General features: G+C 35.9%; 21 protein-coding genes. 11 read left to right on the top strand and 10 right to left on the bottom strand.

The window, feature by feature from the left end; genetic code table 11:
* Window positions 1–35 precede the first annotated feature (35 nt).
* From aroC to H6W52_RS02935, 7 genes are all read left to right on the top strand, one after another.
* Window positions 36–1106 (top strand): chorismate synthase, encoded by a 1071-nt coding sequence (gene aroC, locus H6W52_RS02965; RefSeq protein ID WP_076390865.1) that lies wholly within the window; start codon window positions 36–38, stop codon window positions 1104–1106.
* A 17-nt stretch (window positions 1107–1123) separates the two neighbouring features.
* A complete protein-coding gene (locus H6W52_RS02960) occupies window positions 1124–1687 on the top strand; it encodes a thioredoxin family protein (protein WP_116097203.1) in 564 nt (187 codons plus the stop codon).
* Between the two features lies 1 nt (window position 1688).
* Window positions 1689–2441, top strand: coding sequence for a hypothetical protein (locus tag H6W52_RS02955; protein WP_116097201.1), 753 nt, complete (start codon window positions 1689–1691; stop codon window positions 2439–2441).
* Window positions 2442–2455: 14 nt separating this feature from the next.
* Window positions 2456–2995, top strand: a complete 540-nt coding sequence (locus H6W52_RS02950) for a TlpA family protein disulfide reductase (protein ID WP_076390862.1) — start codon at window positions 2456–2458, stop codon at window positions 2993–2995.
* Between the two features lie 83 nt (window positions 2996–3078).
* A complete protein-coding gene (locus H6W52_RS02945; protein WP_076390861.1) occupies window positions 3079–3426 on the top strand; it encodes a YkvA family protein in 348 nt (115 codons plus the stop codon).
* 238 nt (window positions 3427–3664) lie between these two features.
* Window positions 3665–5044, top strand: a complete 1380-nt coding sequence (gene pyrF, locus H6W52_RS02940) for an orotidine-5'-phosphate decarboxylase (RefSeq protein ID WP_116097199.1) — start codon at window positions 3665–3667, stop codon at window positions 5042–5044.
* Window positions 5045–5098: 54 nt separating this feature from the next.
* Window positions 5099–7915, top strand: a complete 2817-nt coding sequence (locus H6W52_RS02935) for an aminopeptidase (protein WP_228457510.1) — start codon at window positions 5099–5101, stop codon at window positions 7913–7915.
* Window positions 7916–7997: 82 nt separating this feature from the next.
* On the opposite strand, the gene H6W52_RS02930 is transcribed toward H6W52_RS02935, so the two are convergent.
* Window positions 7998–8861 (bottom strand): T9SS type A sorting domain-containing protein, encoded by an 864-nt coding sequence (locus H6W52_RS02930; protein ID WP_116097195.1) that lies wholly within the window; start codon window positions 8859–8861, stop codon window positions 7998–8000.
* 99 nt (window positions 8862–8960) lie between these two features.
* Complete coding sequence (locus H6W52_RS02925) at window positions 8961–9701, bottom strand: T9SS type A sorting domain-containing protein (RefSeq protein WP_076390858.1); 741 nt, start codon at window positions 9699–9701, stop codon at window positions 8961–8963.
* A 187-nt stretch (window positions 9702–9888) separates the two neighbouring features.
* On the opposite strand from H6W52_RS02925, the gene H6W52_RS02920 reads away from it, so the two are divergent.
* Both H6W52_RS02920 and dusB read left to right on the top strand, forming a co-directional pair.
* Window positions 9889–13101: a hypothetical protein gene (locus H6W52_RS02920; RefSeq protein WP_241277867.1), complete on the top strand. Its 3213-nt coding sequence runs from the start codon at window positions 9889–9891 to the stop codon at window positions 13099–13101.
* A 178-nt stretch (window positions 13102–13279) separates the two neighbouring features.
* On the top strand, window positions 13280–14278 hold the full coding sequence (gene dusB / locus H6W52_RS02915; RefSeq protein WP_076390857.1) for a tRNA dihydrouridine synthase DusB: 999 nt from the start codon (window positions 13280–13282) through the stop codon (window positions 14276–14278).
* Window positions 14279–14335: 57 nt separating this feature from the next.
* On the opposite strand, the gene deoC is transcribed toward dusB, so the two are convergent.
* The 5 genes from deoC to H6W52_RS02890 form a co-directional block, all read right to left on the bottom strand.
* Window positions 14336–15082, bottom strand: a complete 747-nt coding sequence (deoC, locus tag H6W52_RS02910; protein ID WP_116097191.1) for a deoxyribose-phosphate aldolase — start codon at window positions 15080–15082, stop codon at window positions 14336–14338.
* Window positions 15083–15085: 3 nt separating this feature from the next.
* The gene (locus H6W52_RS02905; protein WP_076390855.1) at window positions 15086–15556 is read right to left on the bottom strand and encodes an Lrp/AsnC ligand binding domain-containing protein; all 471 of its coding nucleotides are present in this window, start codon (window positions 15554–15556) and stop codon (window positions 15086–15088) included.
* A 32-nt stretch (window positions 15557–15588) separates the two neighbouring features.
* Window positions 15589–16524, bottom strand: coding sequence for an endonuclease (locus H6W52_RS02900; protein ID WP_116097189.1), 936 nt, complete (start codon window positions 16522–16524; stop codon window positions 15589–15591).
* A 370-nt stretch (window positions 16525–16894) separates the two neighbouring features.
* Window positions 16895–17566, bottom strand: a complete 672-nt coding sequence (trmD, locus tag H6W52_RS02895; protein WP_116097187.1) for a tRNA (guanosine(37)-N1)-methyltransferase TrmD — start codon at window positions 17564–17566, stop codon at window positions 16895–16897.
* Window positions 17563–18825, bottom strand: a complete 1263-nt coding sequence (locus H6W52_RS02890; RefSeq protein ID WP_116097185.1) for an NAD(P)/FAD-dependent oxidoreductase — start codon at window positions 18823–18825, stop codon at window positions 17563–17565. Before H6W52_RS02890 ends, trmD begins: the two co-directional genes overlap by 4 nt.
* Window positions 18826–18901: 76 nt before the next feature.
* Here H6W52_RS02890 and H6W52_RS02885 point away from each other — a divergent pair, with 76 nt between their 5' ends.
* A complete protein-coding gene (locus H6W52_RS02885) occupies window positions 18902–19753 on the top strand; it encodes a glycoside hydrolase family 25 protein (RefSeq protein ID WP_116097183.1) in 852 nt (283 codons plus the stop codon).
* A gap of 127 nt (window positions 19754–19880) precedes the next feature.
* Here the strand turns inward: H6W52_RS02885 and H6W52_RS02880 are convergent, their stop codons facing one another.
* Both H6W52_RS02880 and H6W52_RS02875 read right to left on the bottom strand, forming a co-directional pair.
* A complete protein-coding gene (locus tag H6W52_RS02880) occupies window positions 19881–21011 on the bottom strand; it encodes a peptidogalycan biosysnthesis protein (RefSeq protein WP_116097181.1) in 1131 nt (376 codons plus the stop codon).
* 46 nt (window positions 21012–21057) lie between these two features.
* Complete coding sequence (locus H6W52_RS02875; RefSeq protein ID WP_308196689.1) at window positions 21058–21573, bottom strand: DUF1761 domain-containing protein; 516 nt, start codon at window positions 21571–21573, stop codon at window positions 21058–21060.
* Window positions 21574–21844: 271 nt separating this feature from the next.
* Between H6W52_RS02875 and H6W52_RS02870 the strand changes: the two genes are divergently transcribed.
* Window positions 21845–23740, top strand: a complete 1896-nt coding sequence (locus H6W52_RS02870) for an ABC-F family ATP-binding cassette domain-containing protein (RefSeq protein WP_116097179.1) — start codon at window positions 21845–21847, stop codon at window positions 23738–23740.
* Between the two features lie 222 nt (window positions 23741–23962).
* Here H6W52_RS02870 and H6W52_RS02865 read toward each other — a convergent pair whose 3' ends face one another.
* The gene (locus tag H6W52_RS02865; protein WP_116097177.1) at window positions 23963–25018 is read right to left on the bottom strand and encodes a Gfo/Idh/MocA family oxidoreductase; all 1056 of its coding nucleotides are present in this window, start codon (window positions 25016–25018) and stop codon (window positions 23963–23965) included.
* Between the last annotated feature and the right edge of the window lie 162 nt (window positions 25019–25180).

The following is a 25180-nucleotide window of genomic DNA, read 5'->3' as shown; positions in this document are numbered from 1 at the left end:
CTTTTTATCTGAAGAAAAAGCCTTAAATTTGTAGTATGTTAAATACTTTAGGTAATCTTCTCAGTCTTACAACATTTGGAGAAAGTCACGGTCTGGCTTACGGTGGAATCATTAATAATTTTCCGGCAGGTTTAACGGTAGATTTTGATAAAATTCAGTATGAATTGGATCGCAGAAAACCGGGGCAGTCTGCCATCGTAACCCAAAGAAAAGAAAGTGATACAGTGAAATTTCTTTCAGGAATTTTTGAAGGAAAAACAACTGGAACTCCGATTGGCTTCATCATCGAAAACGAAAATCAGAAATCAAAAGATTATGATCATATTGCAGAATCTTATCGTCCGAGCCACGCAGATTTTACTTATGATCAGAAATATGGATTGAGGGATTATCGCGGCGGCGGAAAATCTTCTGCAAGAGAAACCATCAACTGGGTGGTTGCCGGAGCTTTAGCAAAACAGTTTTTATCGGATATCGAGATCAACGCATACGTTTCTTCCGTAGGCGAAATTTTCTGTGAAAAACCTTATCAGGCTTTGGATTTTTCGAAAACCGAAAGCAATGAAGTGCGTTGTCCGGATGCGGAAACGGCAGAAAAAATGATCGAAAGAATCAAAGAAATCAAAAAAGAAGGAAACACGATTGGCGGAACAATTACCTGTGTGATTAAAAATGTTCCTGTAGGAATCGGCGAACCCGTTTTCTCAAAACTTCAGGCTGAATTAGGAAAAGCCATGCTGAACATTAATGCAGCAAAAGGTTTTGAGTACGGAAGCGGTTTCTGTGGTGCAAAAATGACAGGAAAAGAACACAATGATCTTTTTAACGAAGATTTTACCACAAAATCCAATCTTTCGGGAGGAATTCAGGGTGGAATTTCCAACGGAATGGATATTTATTTCCGTGTGGCTTTCAAACCTGTGGCAACGATTTTAAGACCTCAGGAAAGTGTGGATAAATACGGAAATCCGGCAATTGTAGAAGGAAAAGGACGTCATGATCCGTGCGTTCTTCCAAGAGCAGTTCCGGTGGTGGAAAGTCTGGCGGCGTTTGTTCTGGCAGATTTATTCCTTATCAACAAAACAAGAAACATCAATAATTTTTAAACATCATAATTTTAGCAGTGAAAAATTACTGGGATAAAGGCATCTCTTTCGAAGAGTATGTGGAAATCGGAAAACAGAGATTAGAAAACCCTTCCGATCAGCAGGAAGCAGATTATAAACCTTATTACGAACTTGGACTTCAGAGAATCGACAGAACGTTAAAGAAGTATGTGGCGGATGAAGAACAGCTAAAACAGTTAGAATCTAAAAATTTCGACGGTAAAATTTTAATTATTTCTGAGGTTTGGTGTGGTGATGCAAGTGCAACCGTTCCTGCTTTGGTTAAATTTTTCGAAGGTAAAAATGAGGTTCGTATTTTCCTGAGAGACAGCGACAAGAGTTTAATCAGTCAGTTTTTAACGAACGGAACTGAATCGATTCCGAAAGTGATTATTCTGGATAAAGATTTGAATGTTAAAAATTCCTGGGGACCGCGTCCGAAATTCGGAACAGAACTTCTGATGAAATACAAAGCTGATCCTGAAGTATATACTAAAGATCATTTCTATAACGATCTTCAGGTGTATTATGCGAAGAACAGAGGAAAAGATGCTGTTCAGGAAATTTTAGAATTGTTGTAATATGTCGAAATTTTTCAGATTTTTTGTTGTAATTCTATGCATTTCGAATTTTCTGAATGCTCAAAATTCAAAGCTTGAAAATAAAGAACTATTTTTCTCAAAAGAATATGAAAAATTTTCTCAGAATGACGACTATGATGGTAAAGAATCTCAGTCTTTACATTTTTCTGCAGAATTCAAGAAATTCATTTCCGAAAATCCTGAAACACTGTTGTATAGCTTTAAAAATTTAAATAATAAAGTAAGCATTATTACCTCCGAAGATAAAAAACTCAGATTTTATGTTTGGGATACAGAACTGGGAGGAACGATGAAAAGTTTTGATCAGATCATTCAATATTCCTCAAATGGAAAAGTAAAAACCATTTATAATAAAGAACAGTCTGATACTCCTTATTTTATTTCGGAAATTATAAAAGTTCCTCTTAATAATCAGATGTATTATCTTGTTATTTCTAACGGAATTTTCTCTACGAAAGATATGGCTCAGGCAATTCAGGCATTTACGATCCGAAAAGATCAGTTAATTGATTCTGATAAGATTTTTAAAACAAAAACAACAACTCTCAATAAAATTCAGGTTGATTTTGACTTTTTCAGCGTTGTTGACAGACCGGAACGTCCGCTGAAACTGATTACATTTGATAAAGACAAATTGTATATTCCAATTGTTGATAAAGACGGTGTTGTTTCAAAAAAATTTCTGATTTATCAGCTTAATAATAATTACTTTCAATATATTGGGACAAAATAAATAATATAGATTTAATGAAAAAAAATATAATTTACATTGTACTGATCGCAGTTATTGCCGTTATCGCATTTATTCCGGGAGTGAAGGAAAAACTGCAGGAAGCATTTTTTCCGGTAGCCACCATTGAAAACGCGGTACACATCAGCGAAGAAGATTATGATATCGATCTGAAGGGAATTAATGTTCCGAGTACCAATCTTAAAGCTTTTAAAGGAAAGGCGGTTTTCCTTAATTTCTGGGGAACATGGTGTCCTCCGTGCCGAAAAGAATGGCCTTCGATCCAGAAACTGTATGATACCAGAAAAGATCATGTAAATTTTGTTTTAATCGCCATGGAAGATAAAGAGGATGCGGTAAGAAAATTTCTGAAAGAGAATAATTACAACGTTCCTGTATACATTGCACAAAGTCCGATCTCTGAGAAAATCCTTCCGAAAGTGTTTCCTACAACCTATCTTCTGGATAAAGACGGACGAATTTTAATCAAGGAAGATGCCTCAAGAGACTGGAACACAGAATCTACCCATCAGTTTATAGATAATATTATTAAATAATTTTAACTAAATTTTGTAAATTATTGGTACAGAATTTGCGAAATTTACAGAGTTAAAAAAAATTATTTAAACCTAAACACAAAATGAAGTATTCTAAACTGAATCTGGCAAAAGAAGCGATTAACCACAAAGGTTTCGTAAAAAAAATCCCTGATATTTTCAGAATGATAAAAATGTGGAGAAAAGGAGAATATCCTATGAGATCCATCGATATTATTCTGCCGTTGTTAGGATTGTTATACGTGATCTCCCCGATAGATCTTCTGCCGGAAGTTGCCGTCCCAGTGATCGGCGTTTTGGATGATCTTGCTGTTTTATCACTGGCAATACCGAAACTGATTAAGGAGGTAGATAAATTCCTTCTCTGGGAAACCGAGCAAAAATATAATTCAGGCACCACGAAAGTAATTGATGCCGAAATTGTAAAATAATTTGAAAATAATATTTATAAGCCATTCGTCGTACGAGTGGTTTTTTTATGGAGAAATGCTAAAAGCGAATCGTAATTTTTTAATCTCGCTGATTTTACTGATTTCGAATATGCTGATATTTTTAATTTTTGTGTTATCCGTGAAAACATTAGTGTCATTCGTGTTAAAAAAACAGAGCAAAATTCACAATTGACATTTAACATCATTTCCTTAAATTTGCAACATCTAATAAAAAATAATGGAAAGTAAAAAAGAATTCTTTTTGGAGTGCTACAAACTGGGCATCATTAAATTCGGAAGATTTACCCTGAAAAGCGGAATCGAAAGCCCTTTTTATGTAGATTTAAGACCTTTGGCTTCAGATCCGAAAATTTTAAAAAATTTAGCCAATTATTTACTGGATATGCTTCCTCTGGATAATTTTGATCTGATCTGCGGAGTTCCTTATGCAGCACTTCCGATGGCTACAGCGATGTCTCTGGAAAGCTATATTCCGTTAATTATTAAAAGAAAAGAAGCTAAAAACTACGGAACTAAAAAACTGATCGAAGGAATTTACCAGAAAGGACAAAACTGTCTTTTGGTGGAAGACGTCATTACCTCCGGAAAATCTTTAATTGAAACCATTGCAGAAGTTGAGCAGGAAGACATCAAAGTTGCAGATATTGTTGTGGTTTTAGACAGAGAACAGGGCGGAAAAGAGCTTCTGGAAAGCCGTGGTTACAGAGTTCACACCCTATTCAATATTTCTGAAGTCTGCACCATTCTTCGTGAAAACGGCGAACTTACCGATGATGAAGTAAAGAGAATTCAGGATTTTTTACAGGGAAACCACATTCAGTTTGAAGAAAAAATAAGACCTTCTTACGAACAGAAATTAGAAGCCGCACAGCATTCCGTTTCCAAAAAATTACTGGAAACTGCTTTAGCAAAACAGTCTAATTTAATCGCTTCAGCAGATGTTACCACCACTCAGGAATTATTAGATTTAGCTGAAAAAGTGGGGCCACACGTTATTGCTTTAAAAACTCACATCGATATTATTTCGGATTTTGAATACGAAAAAACCATTACTCCGCTAAAAGCTCTTGCTGCAAAACACAATTTCCTTTTAATGGAAGACAGAAAATTTGCAGACATCGGAAACACGCAGGAACTTCAGTTTACAAGCGGTGTTTTTAAAATTACAGACTGGGCAGATTTTGTAACTTCTCAGGTGATCGGAGGTTTTGAATCTTTAGACTGCTTCAAAAATGTAGGCGTTGTAGCCATCATCGGAATGTCTTCGAAAGGTGCATTAACAACAAGTGCTTATCGTGAAGAAGCGTTAAAAATAGCTTCATCTCACCCGAATGTTATTGGAGGAGTATCTCAAAATACGCTTCCTGAGGAAATGTTATTATTCACGCCGGGTGTAAATTTAGCCGATTCAGGAGACGGAAAAGGACAGCAGTACAATACTCCGGAACACGTTTTTAAAACACTTCATACAGATTTCATTATTGTAGGAAGAGGAATTTATAAAGCTGAAAATGCAGAACAGGCAGCTCAGACTTATAAAAACGAAGGCTGGAAAGCATATTTAAATTCTTTAGAAAAAAAAGCAGTTCAGCAGTAAAATCTTTGCGGAATCTCTGCAAAATAAGTTATATTTGATACTTTATCAGGAATTTTGAAAAGAATCAGTATTTGTCTTATTTTGTTTTTAGGTGTTGCAGAAGTTTCTGCACAGAAAGATAGTATTTACATTGGGGCTAAATTATCTCAGGATAAAAAGATGCTTGATGTAACCGAAGAAATTGTGTATTTCAATAATTCGGAGAAAGATCTCAACACCATTAAGCTTTTGAATTGGGTCGCCGCTTACAACAGGCGCGGAACTTCTCTGGTCTACCGAAAACTGGAAGACAGAAATACCGATCTTCATTTTGCTAAAAAGAATGAGCTTGGTAAGCTGCTGAATTTACAGGTTAAAAATTCAGGCGAAGAAATTCCTGTAGGAGAAACTTCAGAGGAAAATATTTTTCTTCCTTTGAAAGAAACTTTGAAACCCGGAGAAAAAGTAAAACTTCAGCTTCAATATCAGATTCAGCTTCCTGATAAGAAATTTACAGGATACGGAACTTCTGATACCAACGTAGCGTTAAAATATTTCTTTATTGTTCCGGATCGCTTTGATCCGGACAATATTTCCAAAAGAGATTATGCCGACATCGAAGAAACCGTAAGTTATAATACATTCTGGACGGTAAACTTAGATCTTCCGGTTAATTATTTTGCAGAAAGTAATCTTTTACAGACCCAGATCAATTCTTTCAATGGTTATCTGGATTCTGATCCTGAGTTCCTGATTTCACAAAATGAATATCCCTCCATTAATATCAATACGAACGATATTCATACGGAAATTAAGTTCGGTTACAATTTAAAGCCTGAAGAAAAAGAAAGTCTGGAATTTTATCTTCCTTTACATTTAAAATTCATCAAAGAAAGAATCGGTTCTGTTCCTGAAAGAATTTTTATTTCAGATAAATTCAGAAATAAGGAAGATTTTTTTGGGAATAATGATATCGCTTTCTGGAAATTCAGATTCCAGCTTTTTACCGATGCCGAAAAAACGGATCTTGACTATTTCGGAATTATTGCCAAAAAAGTTTTAGATGAAATCACCATTACCGATAAACAGGATCATCACTGGTTCCGAAACGGACTGAAATCTTATCTGGAAATTCAGTACCTCAAAAAATTCTACGCAGATACTAAATTGCTGGGAAATTTACCTGAAACGAAAATTTTCGGGGTAAAACCTTTAAAATTATTTCATGCTTCGGATGTAAAACTGATTGAAAGATACGGTTTGGCGTATCAATATATCATGTCTCAGAATCTGGATCAGAAAATTGATGAAAATTATTCTGACCTGAGTAATTTTAACGATATGGCGATCAGTAATTTTGAAACTGGAACGCTTTTCAATTATTCTGCCGACAAAATGGGTTACGGAAATTTTGAAGCTCTTGTAAAAGATTTTATTGCCAAAAATACCGACAAAGAAATTGATCCTGCTGATTTTTTAAAAGAATTAGCAGAAAAAGATAAAAGAACATCTTACCTTCCTGAATTTCTTGAACACAAAAACAGGGTAAATTTCAGGCTGAGAAAATTTAAAAGAGAAGGCGATTCTCTGAATGTAACCATCCAGAAAAATACTTTTGCAAACATTCCGGTAAAATTACAGACGACATCAAAAAACGGTGAAACCACAGAATATTGGGTTGAAACAGATGAAAACCAAAAGGAAAAAAAATTCTCAATTCCGGCTTTAGATACCTATAAAATAACACTGAATGACGATTACATTTTCCCGGAAGACAATTACATAGATAACTTTTTGTATGCAAAAGGTTTCTTTTCCAATATGCGTAAAATAAAGCTTAAACTGATTAAAGATATTCCGAATCCTGAGTTCAATGAAATATACATCAATCCGAGAGTACGTTTCAGCAATACGTACGATAAATTTCTGATCGGATTTAACTTTAAAAATCAGTCGTTTTTCGATCAGAAATTTCTGTATTCCATTACTCCGACTTACAGTACCGGAACAGGAAAACTGACAGGTTCGGGAGCAATTGCCTATTCTTTTCTTCCGGCTGAAAGCATCATCCGAAGTCTTACTTTCGGAGTTTCAGGCTCTTATTTTCACTATGATTATGATCTCGCCTACCGAAAAGCTTCCATTTATTCGAATTTAAATTTCCGAAAAAACCCGAGAAGTACGGTAAGCAGAAGCTTAGGTGTTTCTTATAATTATTTTGAAAGAGATCTTAATGCGTTGATGATTGCCAATAACGACTATGACCGGTATAATCTCTGGAGCGTTGGATATGGATACAACGACAGCCAGAGTATTCATGAAAAAAGCCTGGGTGTAAGTACACAGTGGATGGAAGATTTTCATAAAGTAACCGCAGAAGGATTTTACCGATGGGAATTTGCGCCAAGACAAAAACTAAGTGTACGATTATTCGCAGGATATTTTATTAAAAACAATACCAGAAACAATACTTTTAATTACGGGATTTCCAGAGTTTCAGACTACTCCTTTTCCTATAATTTATTGGGACAGAGTGCAACAGGCGGAATTCTTTCCCAACAGTATGTTTTGGCAGACGGTGGATTTAAATCCTTCATTCCGGGAAGTGTAAATAAATGGATTGCTTCAGTAAACGTAGATACAAGTGTATGGAAAATTTTCCACGTCTATGCAGATGCAGGAGTTTATGACAACAAAAACCAATCGACGAAATTTATCTGGGACAGTGGCGTAAAAGTGAGAATCATCCCCGATTTTCTTGAAATCTATCTTCCGGTGCAGTCTTCTTTAGGTTTTGAACCAGGCTTTAAAGATTACGGAAAAAGAATACGATATACTTTAATTCTTAATCTGAGTTCTATTATTAATGCGGCAAGAAGAGGTTGGTATTAAAAAATTAACTGAAATTACTTCATAAAAAAGCCTCAGATTTGAAATCTGAGGCTTTTATTTATTTTAATGCTTAAGAGCTAAATTAGTCTTTCAGGATTTTTTGAGAAACTGGCTTATTGTTTACAGTACCTGTTACAATGTAATTTCCTTTTTGTAATTCAGCAACGCTTACAGATTCATTTTCTTTTACAGAAGCTGTTTTAACGATCTGTCCTAGCATGTTGTACACTTTTATATCTTTAGCATCAGCTCCGAAAGTAATCTCATCATTTTTAACAAAAGTATTTTTAACGAAGTTACCTCCTTTTACAGTAGATAAATCTGTAACAGCTAAGGTTCCTGATGTAGAATTTTGTGGAGTTGGTGCACCCGCAGCAAAATCAGTATTATTATTATTCGTATCTCCTGAAATTCTTGCTACAGAGTTTGTATTTGAGGGAGCCGGAGCGGGTCCTGCACCTTCATACTGGCTTGCTGTTGTTCCAAATCCAACAAAATCAAGTACATTACCATCAGTAGGCGAAGTAACTTGTGTTGCATTACTTGCCAAAGCAACTTTTCCTGCCGTTGCTGACATTGCAAAACCAGCAGTAGTATTAGTTCCTGTTCCGAAATTTGTAGGAATAGGAGCAATATAATCGGGAGTTGGAAGGTTTGTTGTTCCTGCGTTACCCAACGCTTCCTGAACAAGATAAGTTTTACCAGGTGCTAAAGTAATATCGGGTAAAGTATGATACTGCGCAATAGCATTAGCAGCCGATCCATACTGTAAGGTTGCACCGCTTAATGTTACAGTTGTTGATCCAATATTCTTTAATTCAATAAAATCATTCTTATAAGTAGAGCCACTATTTCCTCCACCACCGTAGATTTCATTAATTACAATCTGGGCGTTCGCTAAAGCTGTTATCCCAATAATACTCAAAAAAGTAAAGATCTTTTTCATTGTTTTAAAACTTTAAATATTAATATTTTATACGAACAAATTTACAAAAAAACCACCATTTAAATTAAATGGTGGTGAGTATTTAACAAATTATTAAAATTATTTTTTAATAATTTTCTCAGAAACTTTTTTACCGTTTAGTATTCCCGTTACAATATAGTTCCCTTCTTTTAGTTCAGAAACATTTACAGATTGATTCTCTTTTACTGAAACAGACTTTATCATTTGTCCATTCATTGTATAAATTTTCACCTCTTTAGAGTCTGCTCCGAAAACAATTTCATTATTTGTTATTAAAGAGTTTTTAACAAAAGTCTCTTTTGCTTTAGATAAATCGTTAGCAGATAATGTTCCTCCCAATTGCGTCCATGAAACATCATCTAAAACAATCTGTCTACTTCCTGTTGATCTAAATTCTATAACAACATCTCCAGGAGTATTTACGGTTACAGATCTTGTATAATTCGTATCCATTGCTGCTAATGAATAATTATCTACCTGAATATTATTAACATACACAGCCATCGTTCTGTTAGCACCAGTTCCTGCAGTAAAATAAGATCTTACAGTATAAGTAATTGTACCCACTCCGTTTGCTCCTGAATTGGCTTTTACATTTCTTGTTCCACTTGAGTCAAACCCAACGGAAGTTCCTGTAACGTTATCTGTAGAGGTAACTTTTCTTGCTCCTGAATATGTCCAAGTAACTCCATTATCTCCAGAATAACTTCCCCCGACATATGAACTTGCTGATGCATTTAAATTTGTAAATGATTCAGACCCTTGTGCAAAAGTTAATCCTGAAAAGCCAATTAAGGCTAAGAAATAAAGTTTTTTCATGACTTAAAAAATTTAATTATTAATAATTTACAGGCCAAAAGTACACCATTTTTTTTTAGTAATGCAATAATTAGGTTAATTTTCTGTTAATAATACTAAAACCCTTTCCATAAAGTATTTTTAAGTATTTTTACGCTTTATTTTTAGAGATTTGCGAAATTTTATTCTGATATTCGTGTTGTTGTTCGTGGGCATATTTTCAGGAAATGCTCAGGTATTTACATGGAAAAATCCCAATCTTCCGCAAGACACTCTTAAGAATGACAGTCTTAAGCAGGACAGCATTCTCGCTGCCAGATTTGAGCAGGATATTTTCGCAAAAGACACGCTCGATTTTGTAAAGACCAACAACCGCATTATTGTAGATGAAGGTGTTCTCGCAAAGAATGATAAAAAAAGATTTTTAGGGGAATTAAATTCCAAAGGATCCATCATTCGCGGGATTACGTTTGGTAACAATCAGGGGCAATCTGTACAAAGTTCTATGGATTTGCAGATTTCCGGAAGACTTTCGAAAGATGTAACTATTCTTGCGAGTATTTCGGATCACAATCTTCCGATTCAGGCAGATGGATATACACAAACGCTTGAGGAATTCGACAAAATTTATATGCAGCTTAATATCAAGGATAAATCGATATTGAGAGCGGGACATCTGGATTTGGTGGAAGCTAAAAATTATTTTGCTAAATATCAGCGGAGAAGTATGGGACTCGAATTTCAGACGGAATTCGGGAAAGAGAACAAAACCTTTGTGGATGTTTCGATGGGGGTTGCACGAAGTGAATTTCACAGAATCCGTTTTCAGGGAGTGGAAGGAAATCAGGGACCTTATCGATTGACAGGAAAAAACGGCGAACAGTTTATCACTTTAATTTCAGGTTCTGAGCAGGTTTTCATCGACGGAATCTTGATGAAGCGCGGTGAAAATCAGGATTATATCATCAATTACAATACCGGAGAAGTTACTTTTACCAGTTTCCGACCGATCTTCCAGCAGAATTTCATTACGATATCTTATAATTATACCAACAGAAATTATTCCAGATATTTATTTACCGGAAAAGTTGAGCATAAAAGGGAAAAACTGAAGCTCGGACTGAACTGGTTTATGGAAAACGACAATAAAAATGCACCGCTTTCTTTAAATCTTTCACAGGAAGATCAGCAGATTCTTGCAGAAGCCGGAAACAATCCGAATTTAATGTATGCTCCATCAGGTGTGGTTACAGAATATGATGTCAATAAAATCTTATATAAACTGGTTCAAAGTTCGGGAGGAAATTATTATGAATTTTCAACCGATGCCACACAAACATTGTACAGCGTTTCTTACACGTATTTCGGGGCTAATTTAGGAGATTACAAAATTACGCAGACAACCAACAACGGGCGTGTTTTCGCTTACGTTGGTCCCAACATGGGAGATTATCGTGCCGTAAGGAAACTTCCTTCTCCGGAAAAATCTCAGGTGTATTCTGTAAACTCAGAATATTTATTAAAAGACGGAAAAATAGGAGCGGATATTTCTTTGAGCAATTATGATGTCAATTTATTTTCATCAAAAGATTCTCAGCAGAATATAGGATATGCATGGAGAGTTTTCGGAAACAAAACCTTCACCAAAAATAACTGGAAAGGAACTCCGAATTTCGAATATCAATATATAGACAAGCAGTTTCATATTTTAGACCGAATTAATGATGTGGAATTCTCCAGAGATTTCAACCTTGCGCAGGAATTCAGCGGAAGAACGCAGAACAGATTTATTTTCAGCTTTTTGAACAAATGGAACAATAAATCAACATTAAATTACAGAATCAATTATCTTGATGAGCAGGAAACATATAAAGGAATAAAGAATGATCTGGATTTTGGGTGGATCAGCGGTAAATTTTTCACAAAAGGAAATTTATCCTATCTGAATACCAATGCTGTACTTCAGGATACCAAATTCATCAGAGGCGGGGTTTCCACTGAGTTTACCGGTAAAAAAGGAAGCTGGGCGATTGGCGGAAGCATGGAACACAACGAAAAGAAGTACAATGATACGCAACTGATGGACGTTACCAGTTTTAGCTGGAAAGAAATTTTTGTTCAGAAAAAAATCGGAGACAGTACAAGAACCAAACTTTTGGCAAAGGTTTATATGCGTGATAATGATTCTGTGCGGGACAACCGACTTCAGAATATGAATAATATTTTGGGAGTGATGGCAGAAAGCCAGATCATTAAAACAGAAAAAACAACGCTGAATGCCCTACTTCACTACAGAAAGTTCTTTTATCAGAATCAGGATGTTGATCTTTCGAGAAACAATGACTTCGTTGTCGGAAATATTCTTTATAATCAGCAGCTTTTCAAGAACGGAATGCGTTTGCAGGCGTTCTATGAACTTGGGAACGGACAGGAAGCCCAAAGAGAGTTTCAGTATATCAAAGTGACGGACGGACAGGGAATTTATAAATGGACAGATTACAACGGAGACGGTGTTCAGCAGCTTGATGAATTTGAAATTGCCGAATATTCCGATTTGGCGCAATACATCAGAATTTACACCAACTCTGTACGGTATATTCCTTCCAACAAAAATAAAATTCAGCTCGCGTTATTTGTAAATCCTTCAATTGTTTTTAATTCTGAAAATAAATTTTTAAAACGCTGGAATTTCAATATTTCATTAAACTCACAAAATTCATTCTTCAAAAAAGATAAAGTTCTGGTTTTGAATCCTTTTGAGAAGAGTGATGACATTATTCTTAAAAATCAGAATATTTTGGCTTCCGCACAGTTCAGTCCGACCGACAAATCCGGCTGGAACGGAAATTACCGTTTCATCTCCAATGATAACCTCATCAATGCGAATTTCAGTAATGAAGAGCGGGAACAGGTTTCGCACTTCCTGAATATCGGCTATTGGTTTAATAAAGAATTCCGGATCGACTGGGAAAATTCGGTTCATGATATTCAAAATTCCTCTCAGTTATTTTCTACAAGAGATTACCGTCTGAATAATTTTGAAACGAAACCAAAAGCAACCTATAAGTTTACCGATGCCATTCAGGCTGAACTTTCTTCGGCATTCCGCCAGAAACAAAGAGTGGATGGAGAAGAATTACTAAAAGCGTTTGATGTTACGGGAACCATTCAGTGGGAACGCAGAAAAACTTCTATCAGAGGAAATTTCTCATTCATCAATAATAATTTTAACGGCAATAATTTCAGTATTGTCGGAAACCAGATGTTGGATGGTTTAAAACCGGGGAAAAATCAGGTTTGGAGTGTTTTCATTCAGCAGGCGATCAATTCTTTCCTTCAGCTAAATTTAAACTACGAAGGCAGAAACTCCGGAGACCGAACGATTCATATCGGAAGTATGCAGGTAAAGGCGAGTTTTTAGAGTCGGAGGGGTTTTGAGTTGGAGAGTTTTTGAGTTGGAGGGTTTGAGGGTTTTAGATTTCTTGCTTAGTATTATAATTTACCTGAGATTTTCGTTTTTTACACTGCTTATTTTACAGCAATTACATTAATAGAAATTATCAAATTCTGAAATGCTCAGAAATTCGTAAATTTGCACCATGATAAAAATTGGCAATATAGAACTGCCGGAATTTCCGCTTTTGCTTGCACCGATGGAAGATGTGAGTGATCCGCCGTTCAGAAGACTTTGCAAAATGCACGGAGCAGATTTAATGTATTCGGAGTTTATCTCTTCGGAAGGGTTAATTCGTGATGCCATCAAGAGCCGTAAAAAGCTTGATATTTTCGATTACGAAAGACCTGTCGGAATTCAGATTTTTGGAGGTGACGAAGAAGCGATGGCTATGTCTGCAAGAATTGTGGAAACGGTAAATCCGGATCTGGTTGATATCAATTTCGGATGTCCTGTAAAAAAAGTGGTCTGTAAAGGTGCAGGAGCTGGAGTTTTGAAGGATATTGATCTTATGGTTCGTCTTACCAAAGCCGTAGTGCGTTCTACAAGTCTTCCTGTAACGGTAAAAACGCGTTTGGGTTGGGACAGTACTTCCATTAATATTGATGAAGTGGCAGAACGTCTTCAGGAAACAGGCATCAAAGCATTAACCATTCACGCGAGAACCCGTGCGCAGATGTACAAAGGGGAAGCTGACTGGGAACATATTTCAAGAATTAAGCAAAATCCTAATATAGAAATTCCGATTTTCGGGAACGGTGATATCGATTCTCCTGAAAAAGCGTTGGAGTACAAACAAAAATATGCGTGCGACGGTATTATGATCGGTCGTGCAGCGATTGGTTATCCATGGATTTTTAACGAAATCAAGCATTTCTTTAAAACCGGAGAACATTTGCCGGCTCCTACAATCGAAGACCGATTACTGGCTGTTCGTCAGCATGCAGAATGGAGCGCAGAATGGAAAGGCGAAAGATTAGGACTGGTGGAAATGAGACAGCATTACAGCAATTATTTCCGTGGAGTTCCTCATTTTAAAGATTTCAGAAAGAAATTTTTAGAAGTGTTTACTTTAGCAGAAATGGATGCGCTGATTAAAGAAACACAGGAGTTTTATACAGAATATTTGGCGCAACAGGCATAAAAAATGAAACCATCAATAGTAAGTTGATGGTTTTTTATTTTCACTGTTTAGTTTTATTTAATATCCTTCCGAAGCCGATTGGTTTTTAATTAACGCCAATGCAGATGAAGTGCCTATTCTTTGTACTCCAAGACTGATCATTTTTTCGGCATCTTCCGGAGTTCTTACTCCGCCTGCGGCTTTTACAGGAAGCTTTCCGGCATTTTCCAGCATGATTTTAATTCCTTCAAAGGTTGCTCCGTTAGGTTTTCCTCCTTCTGTCTCATAGAAACCAGTGGAAGATTTTACGAAAATTTTAGACAAATCGTTTTCAGAAAAGTTTTCTTCTGCCCAAGCGGAAATATTTTTGGTAAGATCAGCAATCTGCTCATCAGTTAAAGCAGCGATTTCGATGATCCATTTTGCAATTTTATGGTGTTCCAGACAAAGCTTTGTACACTGTACAAATTCATTCTTTACAAGCTCAAGATCACCTTTAGTATAAGCACTGTAATTGATTACAAAATCCAGTTCATCTGCTCCGTCTGCAATTGCTTTTTCGGCTTCCGCAAGTTTTTCCTCTACAGAATAGGTTCCTTCGTGAAAACCGATGACTGTTCCTACCACAACATCCGAATTCTTTTCCTGAATATACTTTTTAATTTCAGAAACATAATCGGGACGGATCATTACGGCAAAAATACCATAATCTATCGCTTCCTGCGTGAGTTCTATATCTTTCTGTAAAGTTTCTTCCTGTGACAGCCCCGACTGTGCAGGTGTTTTCAAATATGTTGAATCCAGATATTGTGCAATATTCATAATTTATTATACTTTCAGTTGTCTGTAAATACCCTGTTCCAAAGATATGAAAGTTTCTGTTCTTATCACCCCTTTCAGTTGCTGAAGCTTACTCAGAATCTGCATAAGATGGTCGTTATCTTTACAAAGAACTTTCAGGAAAATGGTATAATTTCCTGTTGTGTAATGGGCTTCCACCACTTCATTAATGTCTTTAAGAGATTTTACCATGTCGGGATAATGACTTGGCTGATCCAGAAATACGCCGATGTAAGAAATAACTTTATAGCCGATTTTCTTAGGATTTAAAAAAGAAATTGAATTTTCAATAACCCCTGCCTGTTCAAGTTTTTTAATCCTTTGATGAACTGCTGTTGTAGATATTCCTACATTTTTTGAAATATGAGCTAACGAGGATTTTGCATTATCCATTAACATATAGATAATTTCTTTATCGATTGAATCTAACTGATAACTCGTGTTGTTTGAATTTTTCATTCTTTCTACTTTATTTATGTTTTTTACGTCTGTTACAAATTCCTGAATTTTATAAAAACCGGAAAATGATCGCTATAACCACCCAAATACCTCGTTCCTGCGTAGGTCCTGTAGGGTCTGCCTGCAAATTTTCTGTCGCGGCTGCTGAGTTTTTCAGAATTGAATATTCTCGCCTCCTGAAATTTCAGACCACGGTCATCATCAAAGAAAGACTTCGATAAAATGATCTGGTCATACAGCAATCCCGATTTATAATGAAAAGTAGAATAATTTCTTGTGGAAAACAGACGCTGGAAAGGATTTTCCAATACTTTTTTTCCTGCATCATCAAAAAGAATTTTTACTAAATTTTCATCATCTGGGTTTTCATTAAAATCACCACACAGCAATACGTTTTCTTTATCATTCTGTACAATCTTAAGAATTCTCTCCCGAATCTCGGAAAGGATAAAGTCTCTTTTCGGTTTATTAACGTCTTTTTCGCGTTTAGAGGGAAGATGCGCGATAAAAACATTAATAATTTTGTCTTTATATCTTACTTTCGAGTAAAGAATGTCTCTTGTTGTATCGTAATTTCCTGTGTTTCTGTTTATAATTTCAAAAAAGAAAGTAATGGTTTCTGAGTCTATTACTTCCACTTTATTTTTATCATATAATAAGGCTACATCTACCCTTCTCTCGTCCATAGAATTGTAGTGCACAATTCCGTATTGCGAATTGAAAGGTTCCATCTCCACAAGATCTTCCAGAACTTTCCTTCCGGAAACCTCAGAAAGACCAATCATAAAAGGTAAAACACCGTTTTCCTCCTTCATCAGCCTGAAAACATGTGCAATCTTGGAAAGTTTATTCTTGTATCTGCTTTCATCCCAATTTCTAAGTCCTGATATTGTAGGATCTAATTTATGCATCGGCTTCGGATCCGGTAAAAACAGATTTTCAACGTTGTAAAAACTAAACAGCTCCATTACCACACTTTTCAGATTTCAAACAATTCCTTTTATAAAATTGATTATGTAAATTTATTATTTTATTTAATATATCGTTAATAATTTTAACAAATTTCAACAATTAATTTTATCATTCAAATATAGACAATTAAAAGAATATTTTAAACCAAATAAGCAATTTTAATTAAAAACATTACCCATAACACAAAATTCACTTTTAAGTCTAAATAAAAACTGTTTTTAAAATTAAATTTTTTGGTAGAAAAAATTCTATGAACAGTTAGGTAAATGAAAAATTTTCAACCATTTCTTCGCAACGGCTATCAATTATCGTTGTAAAAATTTAAAAAATTTGGCGTTTTCTAAAAAACGATTGTTTTTGTCTATTTTAAAGCAGATCGGGACGTTTTTCCGTGGTAATTCTTACCGCTTCATCATGTCTCCATTCTTCAATTTTGGCAAAATTTCCGCTCAGTAAGACTTTAGGAACTTCTAAACCTTTGTAAACTTCCGGCCTTGTATAGATCGGAGGAGATAAAAGATCGTCCTGAAAACTGTCCGTTAAAGCACTTTGCTCGTCGTTCAGAACACCCGGAAGCAGACGGATTACAGAGTCTGCAAGAACGCAGGCTGCCAATTCTCCGCCGGTAAGAACATAATCTCCGATCGAAATTTCTCTGGTAATATGCAGATCTCTCACACGCTGGTCGATTCCTTTATAATGACCGCATAAGAAGATCAGGTTATTTTTAATGGAAAGTGTGTTGGCAATTTTTTGGTTCAGAGTAACTCCATCCGGTGTAAGATAAATCACCTCATCGTATTCTCTCTGGGATTTTAATTCTGAAATACAGTTGTCTAAAGGCTCTACCATCATCACCATTCCTGCGCCGCCGCCGTAAGGTTCATCATCAATCTGTTTTTTTTTGTTGATTCCCCACTCTCTTAAATGATGGAAATGAACTTCTGCCAAACCTTTATCAATCGCTCTTCTTAAAATAGAAGTTTTAAACGGACTTTCCATCAGTTCCGGAAGTACGCTTATTATATCAATTCTCATTGTACTGTTTCGTTTTTCTTATTTGGCAAAATTATCAATCTTAAAGAAGAATCTTTGTTAAAATAGCTCCACATCCAGTTGAAGAACACAGCAAGCTTGTTTCTTACACTCAAAATAAGCATTAAATGTAAAAACATCCAGAAATACCACGCCAGAAATCCCTGAAATTTAATGAATGGTAAATCTACAACCGCTCTGTGTTTTCCGATGGTTGCCAAAGAGCCTTTATCGTCGTACTCATACTCTACCCATTCATTTACATTTTTCTTTAAGAGATTCCTTCCTAAATTTTTTGCCTGATTAATTGCTACGTTTGCCACCTGTGGATGACCCTGCGGATATTTCGGAGTTTCCATATACGCAATATCTCCGATTGCAAAGACATTATCGTAGCCTTTTATTTTATTGTATCGGTCTGTAATGTATCTGTTTTTTATTAATTTTTCGGCAGGAAAACCATCTACAACATTTCCTGTAACTCCGGCTGCCCAGATTACATTATTGGACGGAATGGTTTTTCCGCTTTTCATATACACTTTATCGCCGTCATAATCCGTAACGTATTCCTGGCTTAAAAATGTAACGCCTAAATCTTTTAAATATTCTTCAGATTTTTGCTGAGCTTCCGGACTCATTACCGCCAAAGGCTTCTCTGTAGAACTTACCAGAATAATCTTCAGATGGTCAAAATTCATGTAAGGATAATCGCGCGGAAGAATTTCTTTTTTCATCTCCGAAAACGCTCCGGCTAATTCTACTCCGGTCGGTCCGCTTCCTACGATTACGATGTTCCAGTTTCCGTCGTCGCTTCGGCTTTTTTCAAGAATCAGTTTTTCGAAAGTCATTAAAACATGGTTTCGGATGCTGATCGCTTCCTGAGTATTTTTCATCCCGAAAGCTTTTCCTGCCAGATCATTATTGCCAAAAAAATTGGTTTTGCATCCTGTTGCGATGATGAGTTTATCGTAGGTAAATTCCGCTTCGTCGGTGATGACTTTATTATTTGCGGTATCGATTTCCTTAACCTCCGTTAAACGAAACTGGGTATTTCTGGAACGCTGAAAAATTTTTCTGAAAGGAAAAGAGATATTGGAAGGCTCAATCCTTCCGCATGCGACCTGATAGAAAAGCGGCTGAAACATATGATGGTTTACCCGATCCAGAACAATAACCTTTTTGTTCTTGTTATTCAACGTTTTCGCAAGCTGCAGCCCCGCAAAACCTCCTCCTATGATGATGATCTTTTCGCGTGTTTCCATAGTACACAAATTTACTGATTTTATTTAGCATTTAGAAGTGAAAAAAGTTAGTTTTGTAAATCTTTATTCACAAACGATGTACAGCAAAAAAACCGCCAAAAAGATCCATCAGAACCGTCGGAAAAAATATCTTTTCCGCAGAAAAATTGTGCTGGGAATTTTAATTATTGCTCTTATCGGAACAGGATTGTATTTAAGGCAGTCCATAAGTTATTATTACGCTCTGTATTTCAATAAATTCACTCACAGAAAGCTTCACAACAGTGAAACAGAAGCACTGAGAATTCAAAAAATCCTTTCCAATAATTTAGATAAAACTTACGGGTTTGATATTTCGCATTATCAGAATAAAGAAGACATCAAATGGGACAGCCTTACGATCGGAAACAAAACCATTCCGCTGGAGTTTGTGGTGATGCGTGCAACGATGGGAAACCGAAATGCCGACAAACATTTTTCTGATTTCTGGGAACAGGCAAAAAAACAGAATTTAATCCGCGGAGCGTATCATTTTTACAGAGCAGATGAAGACCCTGTCATTCAAGCGAATAATTTTCTGGAAAATGTAAAGCTCGAAAGCGGTGATCTTCCGCCGATTTTGGATATTGAGAAAATCCCGAAGCGCAAAACGAATAAAAAACTGGTTGAAGACCTTAAAGTGTGGTGCAAAATTGTAGAGGAAACTTACGGCGAAAAACCCATTATTTATACGTATTATCATTATTACAAAGATTTCCTGAAGGGCGAATTTGATGATTATCCGCTCTGGCTAGCTAATTACAATGATGTTCCGGCTCCGTCACCCGATGCAGAGTGGGATTTCTGGCAGTTTACAGAAAACGGAATCGTGCACGGAATTAATACAAAAGTAGATCTGGATATTTACAACGGAAGTTTGTGGTCTTTGAAGAGGTTGACTTTGGATTGATTTTTTTCCGGTGATTTTGCAAATTTTAAACATCTGAGACTTTGGCTGAAGCCAATCGAAAAACCTTATATTGTTAACGGGCTAAAGCCCGTTTCTACTGATGAGAACATAAATTGACACACAAAAACTATTTAAACGGCTTCCTTTGAATCCATTCAGTTTTGGGAGAAATAGAAGGAAAAATAGTTTTCATGAAAGGATTAATGATAAAATTATTGTGCTTAATTAAGCCAAATATTTCAACTGGTTCCGCTCCGATCGTTGATTTGATCTCTAAAGCTGTTCTTCCGAAAATAATTCTTTCAAAACGATGATGAATTCCAAATTCCACCATATCGAAAAGCATATTGAGATAGATCTGCTTTTGTTTCTGACAGTCTTTTTCGTAGCCTAAAAAGTACGTATCAATATCTTTATTATTGAGGATCATGGTATAAAAACCAATTAGTTTTTCATTCGAAAAATATCCGAAAAGCCTGAAATTGTCTCCAAGATTTTCTTTCATGCTTTCAAAATGATTTTCTCTGAGAAAAAAGGTATTGAAAGGGGCATTTTCTGCGACATTCTGATAAAGAACATTCATTTCAGACTGATATTTTCTGATCATGTCTAATTGGAGTTCTTTTTTAATGATTCCTTGCAGTTTCTTTTTGGCAGTTTTGGCTCTTGCTCTGTATTTCTTCGAAAAATCATTGATATAATCATCAAAATTATTCCAGTTTTCTCTTATCCGAAGAATCATGTTCGGCTGAACGGAAAATCTGAAATATTTCCGATGCTTTTCTCCTTCAAAGTATTTCACAAAATTCGACTGGTAATCTTTATATATAATTAAGGATGTTGTTCTTATTTCCTTCTGCATTTTATAAACGGCTTCTTCCAGAAGCGGAATCACTTCTTCGGAAGTAATTTTTGAAGCATCAAAATAAAATCCGTTCTGTCCAGTAAGCATATTATTTCCCAGAATCATCACATCTTTACCGAATTGTCTTGCCATAAAATTCCTGATGCTGCAAAACACCTCATTTTTCTGGAAAGTTTTATGCTGAATAAAATTTAGATACTGAAACAAAGCACCGCCAATCAGTTCATTTTCTTTGAAAAAACCGACAAAGAAGCATTCCATGTTTTGCGGTCTGGAATTTTCTAATGCACGAAAATATTCTCCAGAAAGCAGGATATTGTGATTTCCGATCACAACATTCCATTCTTCCGGCAAATCGGTAGCTGAGTGATAAATTTTTAAAATATATGACATAAAAAAGGCTACGCAAAAGTAGCCTTAACTTTTTAAAACATTACATTTATTTTTGTGTTGCCCAGTGAAAACCGTCCGGAGCATACCAACCGCAGATAATTCCGCCCATAATGGTAATGCAGACCGTCCAAAAAGCAGCGTTAATTAATGTATATTTCCACGATTTTCTTTCGAACATCGCATTGATGGCAATCATGGGAAGCACGAATAAAAATCCCGTCATGGAAGAATGCAGTGCGCCGTGACCAAAGGATCTGTAAGCCATTCCGTAGTCTTTCATGAAGGCATGATAAGACGGATTGGCATTCATTTCATCTCCTCCGACCATTCCGAGCGCGCCAAACTGATGAATGGTTACAAATTGTAAGAACAAAGCCATTAATGCTGATAACATGATGGAAAAAATAAAAACTCCGATCATGGAACCCTTCATCTTATCTTCGGTTAAACCGACTTCTTTCATCCATGCTTTTCCGAAAACTTTAGGATGATACCAGATAAATCCCATTATTAAAGGGACAAGTGCGGCTGCAAAAACAGCCCAGTAGTTGATTTGCATCATAGTTTTAATTTTAATAATGTTAGGAATATAAATCTACATCAAAAATCTATTAAACAATACATTAAATTTAACAAATATTTAATTTTAACTAAAATTTTATAATTAAATAAAACCAAAGGCAAATACAATTCAATACATAAGACAATTCATTATTGTTTTAATATTGAAAAAAACGTATATAAGGCTTCGGGATTGTATTTCTGCTTTTTCTGATACATTTTCGTACTTTTGCGGCTCAGTTTAAGTTTCAAAATCTAACCATCAAACTATAATGAATTACGTTTCTGCCGAAAATCTTACCAAATCCTACGGAATAAAAGTTTTATTTGAAAATATTACTTTTCATGTAAACGAAGGAGATAAAATTGCCATTGTTGCCAAAAACGGAAGCGGAAAATCTACCCTTCTGAAAATCCTGATGGGAAAAGAAATTGCAGACAGTGGAACGGTAATCATCAATAAAGATATTCAGGTAGTGTTGTTTGATCAGGAAATAGATTTTGAACCGACCATTACGATTGATGAGTTTATGATGACTCTGGATTCGGCTCCGATTATGGCTCTGAAAAATTATCATCAGTCTCTGCATTCCACAGATAATGATTTTATTGAAAAAGCTCTTCTTGAAATGGAAGCACATAAAGCGTGGGATCTGGAAAATGAAATGAAGCAGATTCTTTCGCAGCTAAAAATCACCGATCTGGAAGCTAAAATGGGAACACTTTCCGGTGGACAGATCAAGCGTGTTGCTTTGGCAAAATTGTTAACGGAAACCAGAGCCGAGCACCGTCATACTTTATTAATTATGGATGAGCCGACCAACCACCTCGATGTTGAAATGGTGGAATGGCTGGAAAGTTATCTGAGTAAGGCAAAAATTACTTTATTACTGGTAACGCACGACCGGTATTTCCTCGACAGTGTATGCGATACGATCTGGGAAATGGAAGACAGGAATCTTTACGTTCATAACGGTTCTTACGCCACATATCTTGAAAATAAGATGATTCGCGAGGACAACACGAATGCTACAATTGATAAAGCCAACAACCTTTATAGAAAGGAACTTGAATGGATGAGAAGACAGCCGAAAGCAAGAACTACAAAATCCAAATCCAGAATTGATGCTTTCTACGAAACGGAAAAAGTAGCCAAAACAGACACGAGAAAACAAGGTTTAGAGCTTGATTTTGAAATGAAAAGGCTTGGAAATAAAATTCTTGAGCTTAAAAATATTGACAAAAGTTTTGGAAGTAAATTGTTGCTGAAAGATTTCAGCTATTCTTTCCAGAGAGGTGAAAAAGTAGGAATTGTAGGGAAAAACGGAGCGGGAAAATCTACTTTATTAAATATTATTCAGGGGTTTGAAAAAGCTGATAAAGGAGAGATTGAAACCGGAGAAACCATCCATTTCGGATATTTCTCGCAAAAGGGTCTTACTTATAAAGAAGATGAAAGAGTAATTGACTTCATTAAAGAAGTTGCTGAATTTTACCCTTTAGCCAACGGAAAAAGTCTTTCTGCCTCCCAGTTTTTAAGATTGTTTTTATTTGACGATCAGACGCAGTACTCCCCTATTTCCAAACTTTCGGGTGGTGAAAAAAGAAGACTTCATCTGATGTATATTTTATACCAGAATCCGAACTTTTTAATTTTTGATGAGCCTACGAATGATCTGGATCTTCCGACTTTAACGGTTCTTGAAAACTTTTTACAGCAGTTTCAGGGTTCATTAATCATTGTGTCGCACGACAGGTATTTTATGGACAGAATCGTAGATCATATTCTTGCTTTTGAAGGAGAAGGGAAAATCCGTGATTTTACAGGTAATTTCTCCGAATACCGCGAAGCGAAAAGCAAGGAGGATGCTTTAGAAAAGTCTGTTTCCGTAAAATCTGAACCTGTAAAAGAAACAGTTCCTGCTGTAAACAATACAAACGCAAAAAAGAAAAGACTTTCCTTTAAAGAACAGCGTGAACTCGAAACCATCGAGAAAGAAATGCCTGAATTAGAGGAAAAACGAGCGAAAATATTAGATCAGCTTAATAATGAAGCGGATTACGAGAAAATATCCAAACTTTCTGCCGATCTGGAATCGATCTCTGAAACTTTGGAAAACCATGAGATGAGATGGCTTGAACTTCAGGAGATCTTGGGTGAAGCGTAGTTGGGTTTGAGGGTGTGAGAGTTTGAAAGTTTTAGGGTGAGAGTGTTTAAGGGTGAGAGTGTTTTAGAGTGTGAGAGTGTTTTAGAGTGTGGAAGCGTTATATTTTATTGATGTAATTTTTTTACTCTAAAAATCCTGCTTTAAGAGTCATAACTCTAAACTGCAATAAAACTCCCAAAACCTAAAACTCTAAGACTCTAAAACTCTCTCACCTTAAAGACTCTACAAGTAAATCACTTTCTCCTGTTTGGAACTTTCCGCTGCCGCATCGATAATTTTCATATTTTTGATGATTTCTTCCGCAGGTGAAGGCAATGCGTATCCGAAAACGATAAATTCATAAATCTGCTGATAGTAATTCATGTAATTTCCAGGTTCGCTTGAAGTGAGAATTCTTTCAGTTTCTTTATTTTCATTTAGATAATTCAGAATCCCGTCGGTTTCTGTTAAAGGCTTTGTCCATTCGTCGCCATATTCCGGAACAGCTCCTGCCACGAGTTCATTTTCCTGGTAATCGGTTCTTTCCTGCAAAAAGCTTCCTTTTTCTCCGTGAACGGCATAAGCAAAATGCGCTTCTTTGGTGAATACAGAAGATTTCAGCCTTACTCTTAAATCATTTGGATAAAATAAAATAATTTCAAAATAATCGTTAGCAAATTCTTTTCCTTTCATAGAAAAAACATCGGCAAACAGTTTTTCGGGAAACCCAAAATACTGAACTGCCTGATCCACCAGATGCGATCCTAAATCATGCAGCGAACCCGAACCTATGGCTTCAGGATTTTCTTTATGCGCTTTTCCACTCGGCTCAGTTCTGAACCTATCGAAACGGATTTCCACCTCCTTGATATTTCCAAGTTTTCCTTCGTTGATGATTTTCTGCACCTGAAGATAATCGCGGTCGAATCTTCTGTTCTGATAAACGCTTACAAATAATTTTTTCTCTTCCGCAAGTTTTGCCAGTTCTTCTGCTTCTGCAACATTTACAGTGAAAGGTTTTTCAACCACTACATTTTTTCCCGCTTCCAGTGCCATTTTTGCATATTCAAAATGTGTCTGTACCGGAGTATTCACAACCACGAGTTCGATATCGGCATTTTCCAGCATTTCTTCTACGGAACGGTAAATTTCTGCTTCAGGATATTTTTCTTTAGATTCTTCCTTATTTCTTTCCACGATCGCGGAAATAAAAAATCCCGGATGTTCTTTCAAAAACGGGGCATGAAAAACTTTTCCGCTCATTCCGAACGCACAAAGTCCGACTTTTACTAACTGCATAGATTTATTTTTTTAACAAAGATATTTAATCTAAAGTTCTCATCCCTACTAAAATAAGGGAAAACACAATTTCTAAATTAAAGATTAATGATAAAAATCAGTTTATAATTTTTATTAATTCTAAATAATAATATACATTTGCACTTTATTTAAAACCACTCT

Origin of the sequence: Chryseobacterium sp. C2(2020) (genome assembly GCF_014218915.1) — a bacterium.
GTDB lineage: Bacteria > Bacteroidota > Bacteroidia > Flavobacteriales > Weeksellaceae > Chryseobacterium > Chryseobacterium mucoviscidosis.
The sequence above is the reverse complement of the archived record's forward strand: the minus strand, read 5'-3'. Positions and strand labels throughout refer to the sequence as shown.

Excerpts from the sequence above, each read along its gene's own strand:
- aroC (WP_076390865.1), top strand. The coding sequence starts at position 36 with ATGTTAAATACTTTAGGTAATCTTCTCAGTCTTACAACATTTGGAGAA.
- H6W52_RS02955 (WP_116097201.1), top strand. The coding sequence starts at position 1,689 with ATGTCGAAATTTTTCAGATTTTTTGTTGTAATTCTATGCATTTCGAAT.
- H6W52_RS02950 (WP_076390862.1), top strand. The coding sequence starts at position 2,456 with ATGAAAAAAAATATAATTTACATTGTACTGATCGCAGTTATTGCCGTT.
- H6W52_RS02945 (WP_076390861.1), top strand. The coding sequence starts at position 3,079 with ATGAAGTATTCTAAACTGAATCTGGCAAAAGAAGCGATTAACCACAAA.
- pyrF (WP_116097199.1), top strand. The coding sequence starts at position 3,665 with ATGGAAAGTAAAAAAGAATTCTTTTTGGAGTGCTACAAACTGGGCATC.
- H6W52_RS02930 (WP_116097195.1), bottom strand. The coding sequence starts at position 8,861 with ATGAAAAAGATCTTTACTTTTTTGAGTATTATTGGGATAACAGCTTTA.
- H6W52_RS02925 (WP_076390858.1), bottom strand. The coding sequence starts at position 9,701 with ATGAAAAAACTTTATTTCTTAGCCTTAATTGGCTTTTCAGGATTAACT.
- dusB (WP_076390857.1), top strand. The coding sequence starts at position 13,280 with ATGATAAAAATTGGCAATATAGAACTGCCGGAATTTCCGCTTTTGCTT.
- H6W52_RS02905 (WP_076390855.1), bottom strand. The coding sequence starts at position 15,556 with ATGAAAAATTCAAACAACACGAGTTATCAGTTAGATTCAATCGATAAA.
- H6W52_RS02900 (WP_116097189.1), bottom strand. The coding sequence starts at position 16,524 with ATGGAGCTGTTTAGTTTTTACAACGTTGAAAATCTGTTTTTACCGGAT.
- trmD (WP_116097187.1), bottom strand. The coding sequence starts at position 17,566 with ATGAGAATTGATATAATAAGCGTACTTCCGGAACTGATGGAAAGTCCG.
- H6W52_RS02890 (WP_116097185.1), bottom strand. The coding sequence starts at position 18,825 with ATGGAAACACGCGAAAAGATCATCATCATAGGAGGAGGTTTTGCGGGG.
- H6W52_RS02885 (WP_116097183.1), top strand. The coding sequence starts at position 18,902 with ATGTACAGCAAAAAAACCGCCAAAAAGATCCATCAGAACCGTCGGAAA.
- H6W52_RS02880 (WP_116097181.1), bottom strand. The coding sequence starts at position 21,011 with ATGTCATATATTTTAAAAATTTATCACTCAGCTACCGATTTGCCGGAA.
- H6W52_RS02875 (WP_308196689.1), bottom strand. The coding sequence starts at position 21,573 with ATGATGCAAATCAACTACTGGGCTGTTTTTGCAGCCGCACTTGTCCCT.
- H6W52_RS02870 (WP_116097179.1), top strand. The coding sequence starts at position 21,845 with ATGAATTACGTTTCTGCCGAAAATCTTACCAAATCCTACGGAATAAAA.
- H6W52_RS02865 (WP_116097177.1), bottom strand. The coding sequence starts at position 25,018 with ATGCAGTTAGTAAAAGTCGGACTTTGTGCGTTCGGAATGAGCGGAAAA.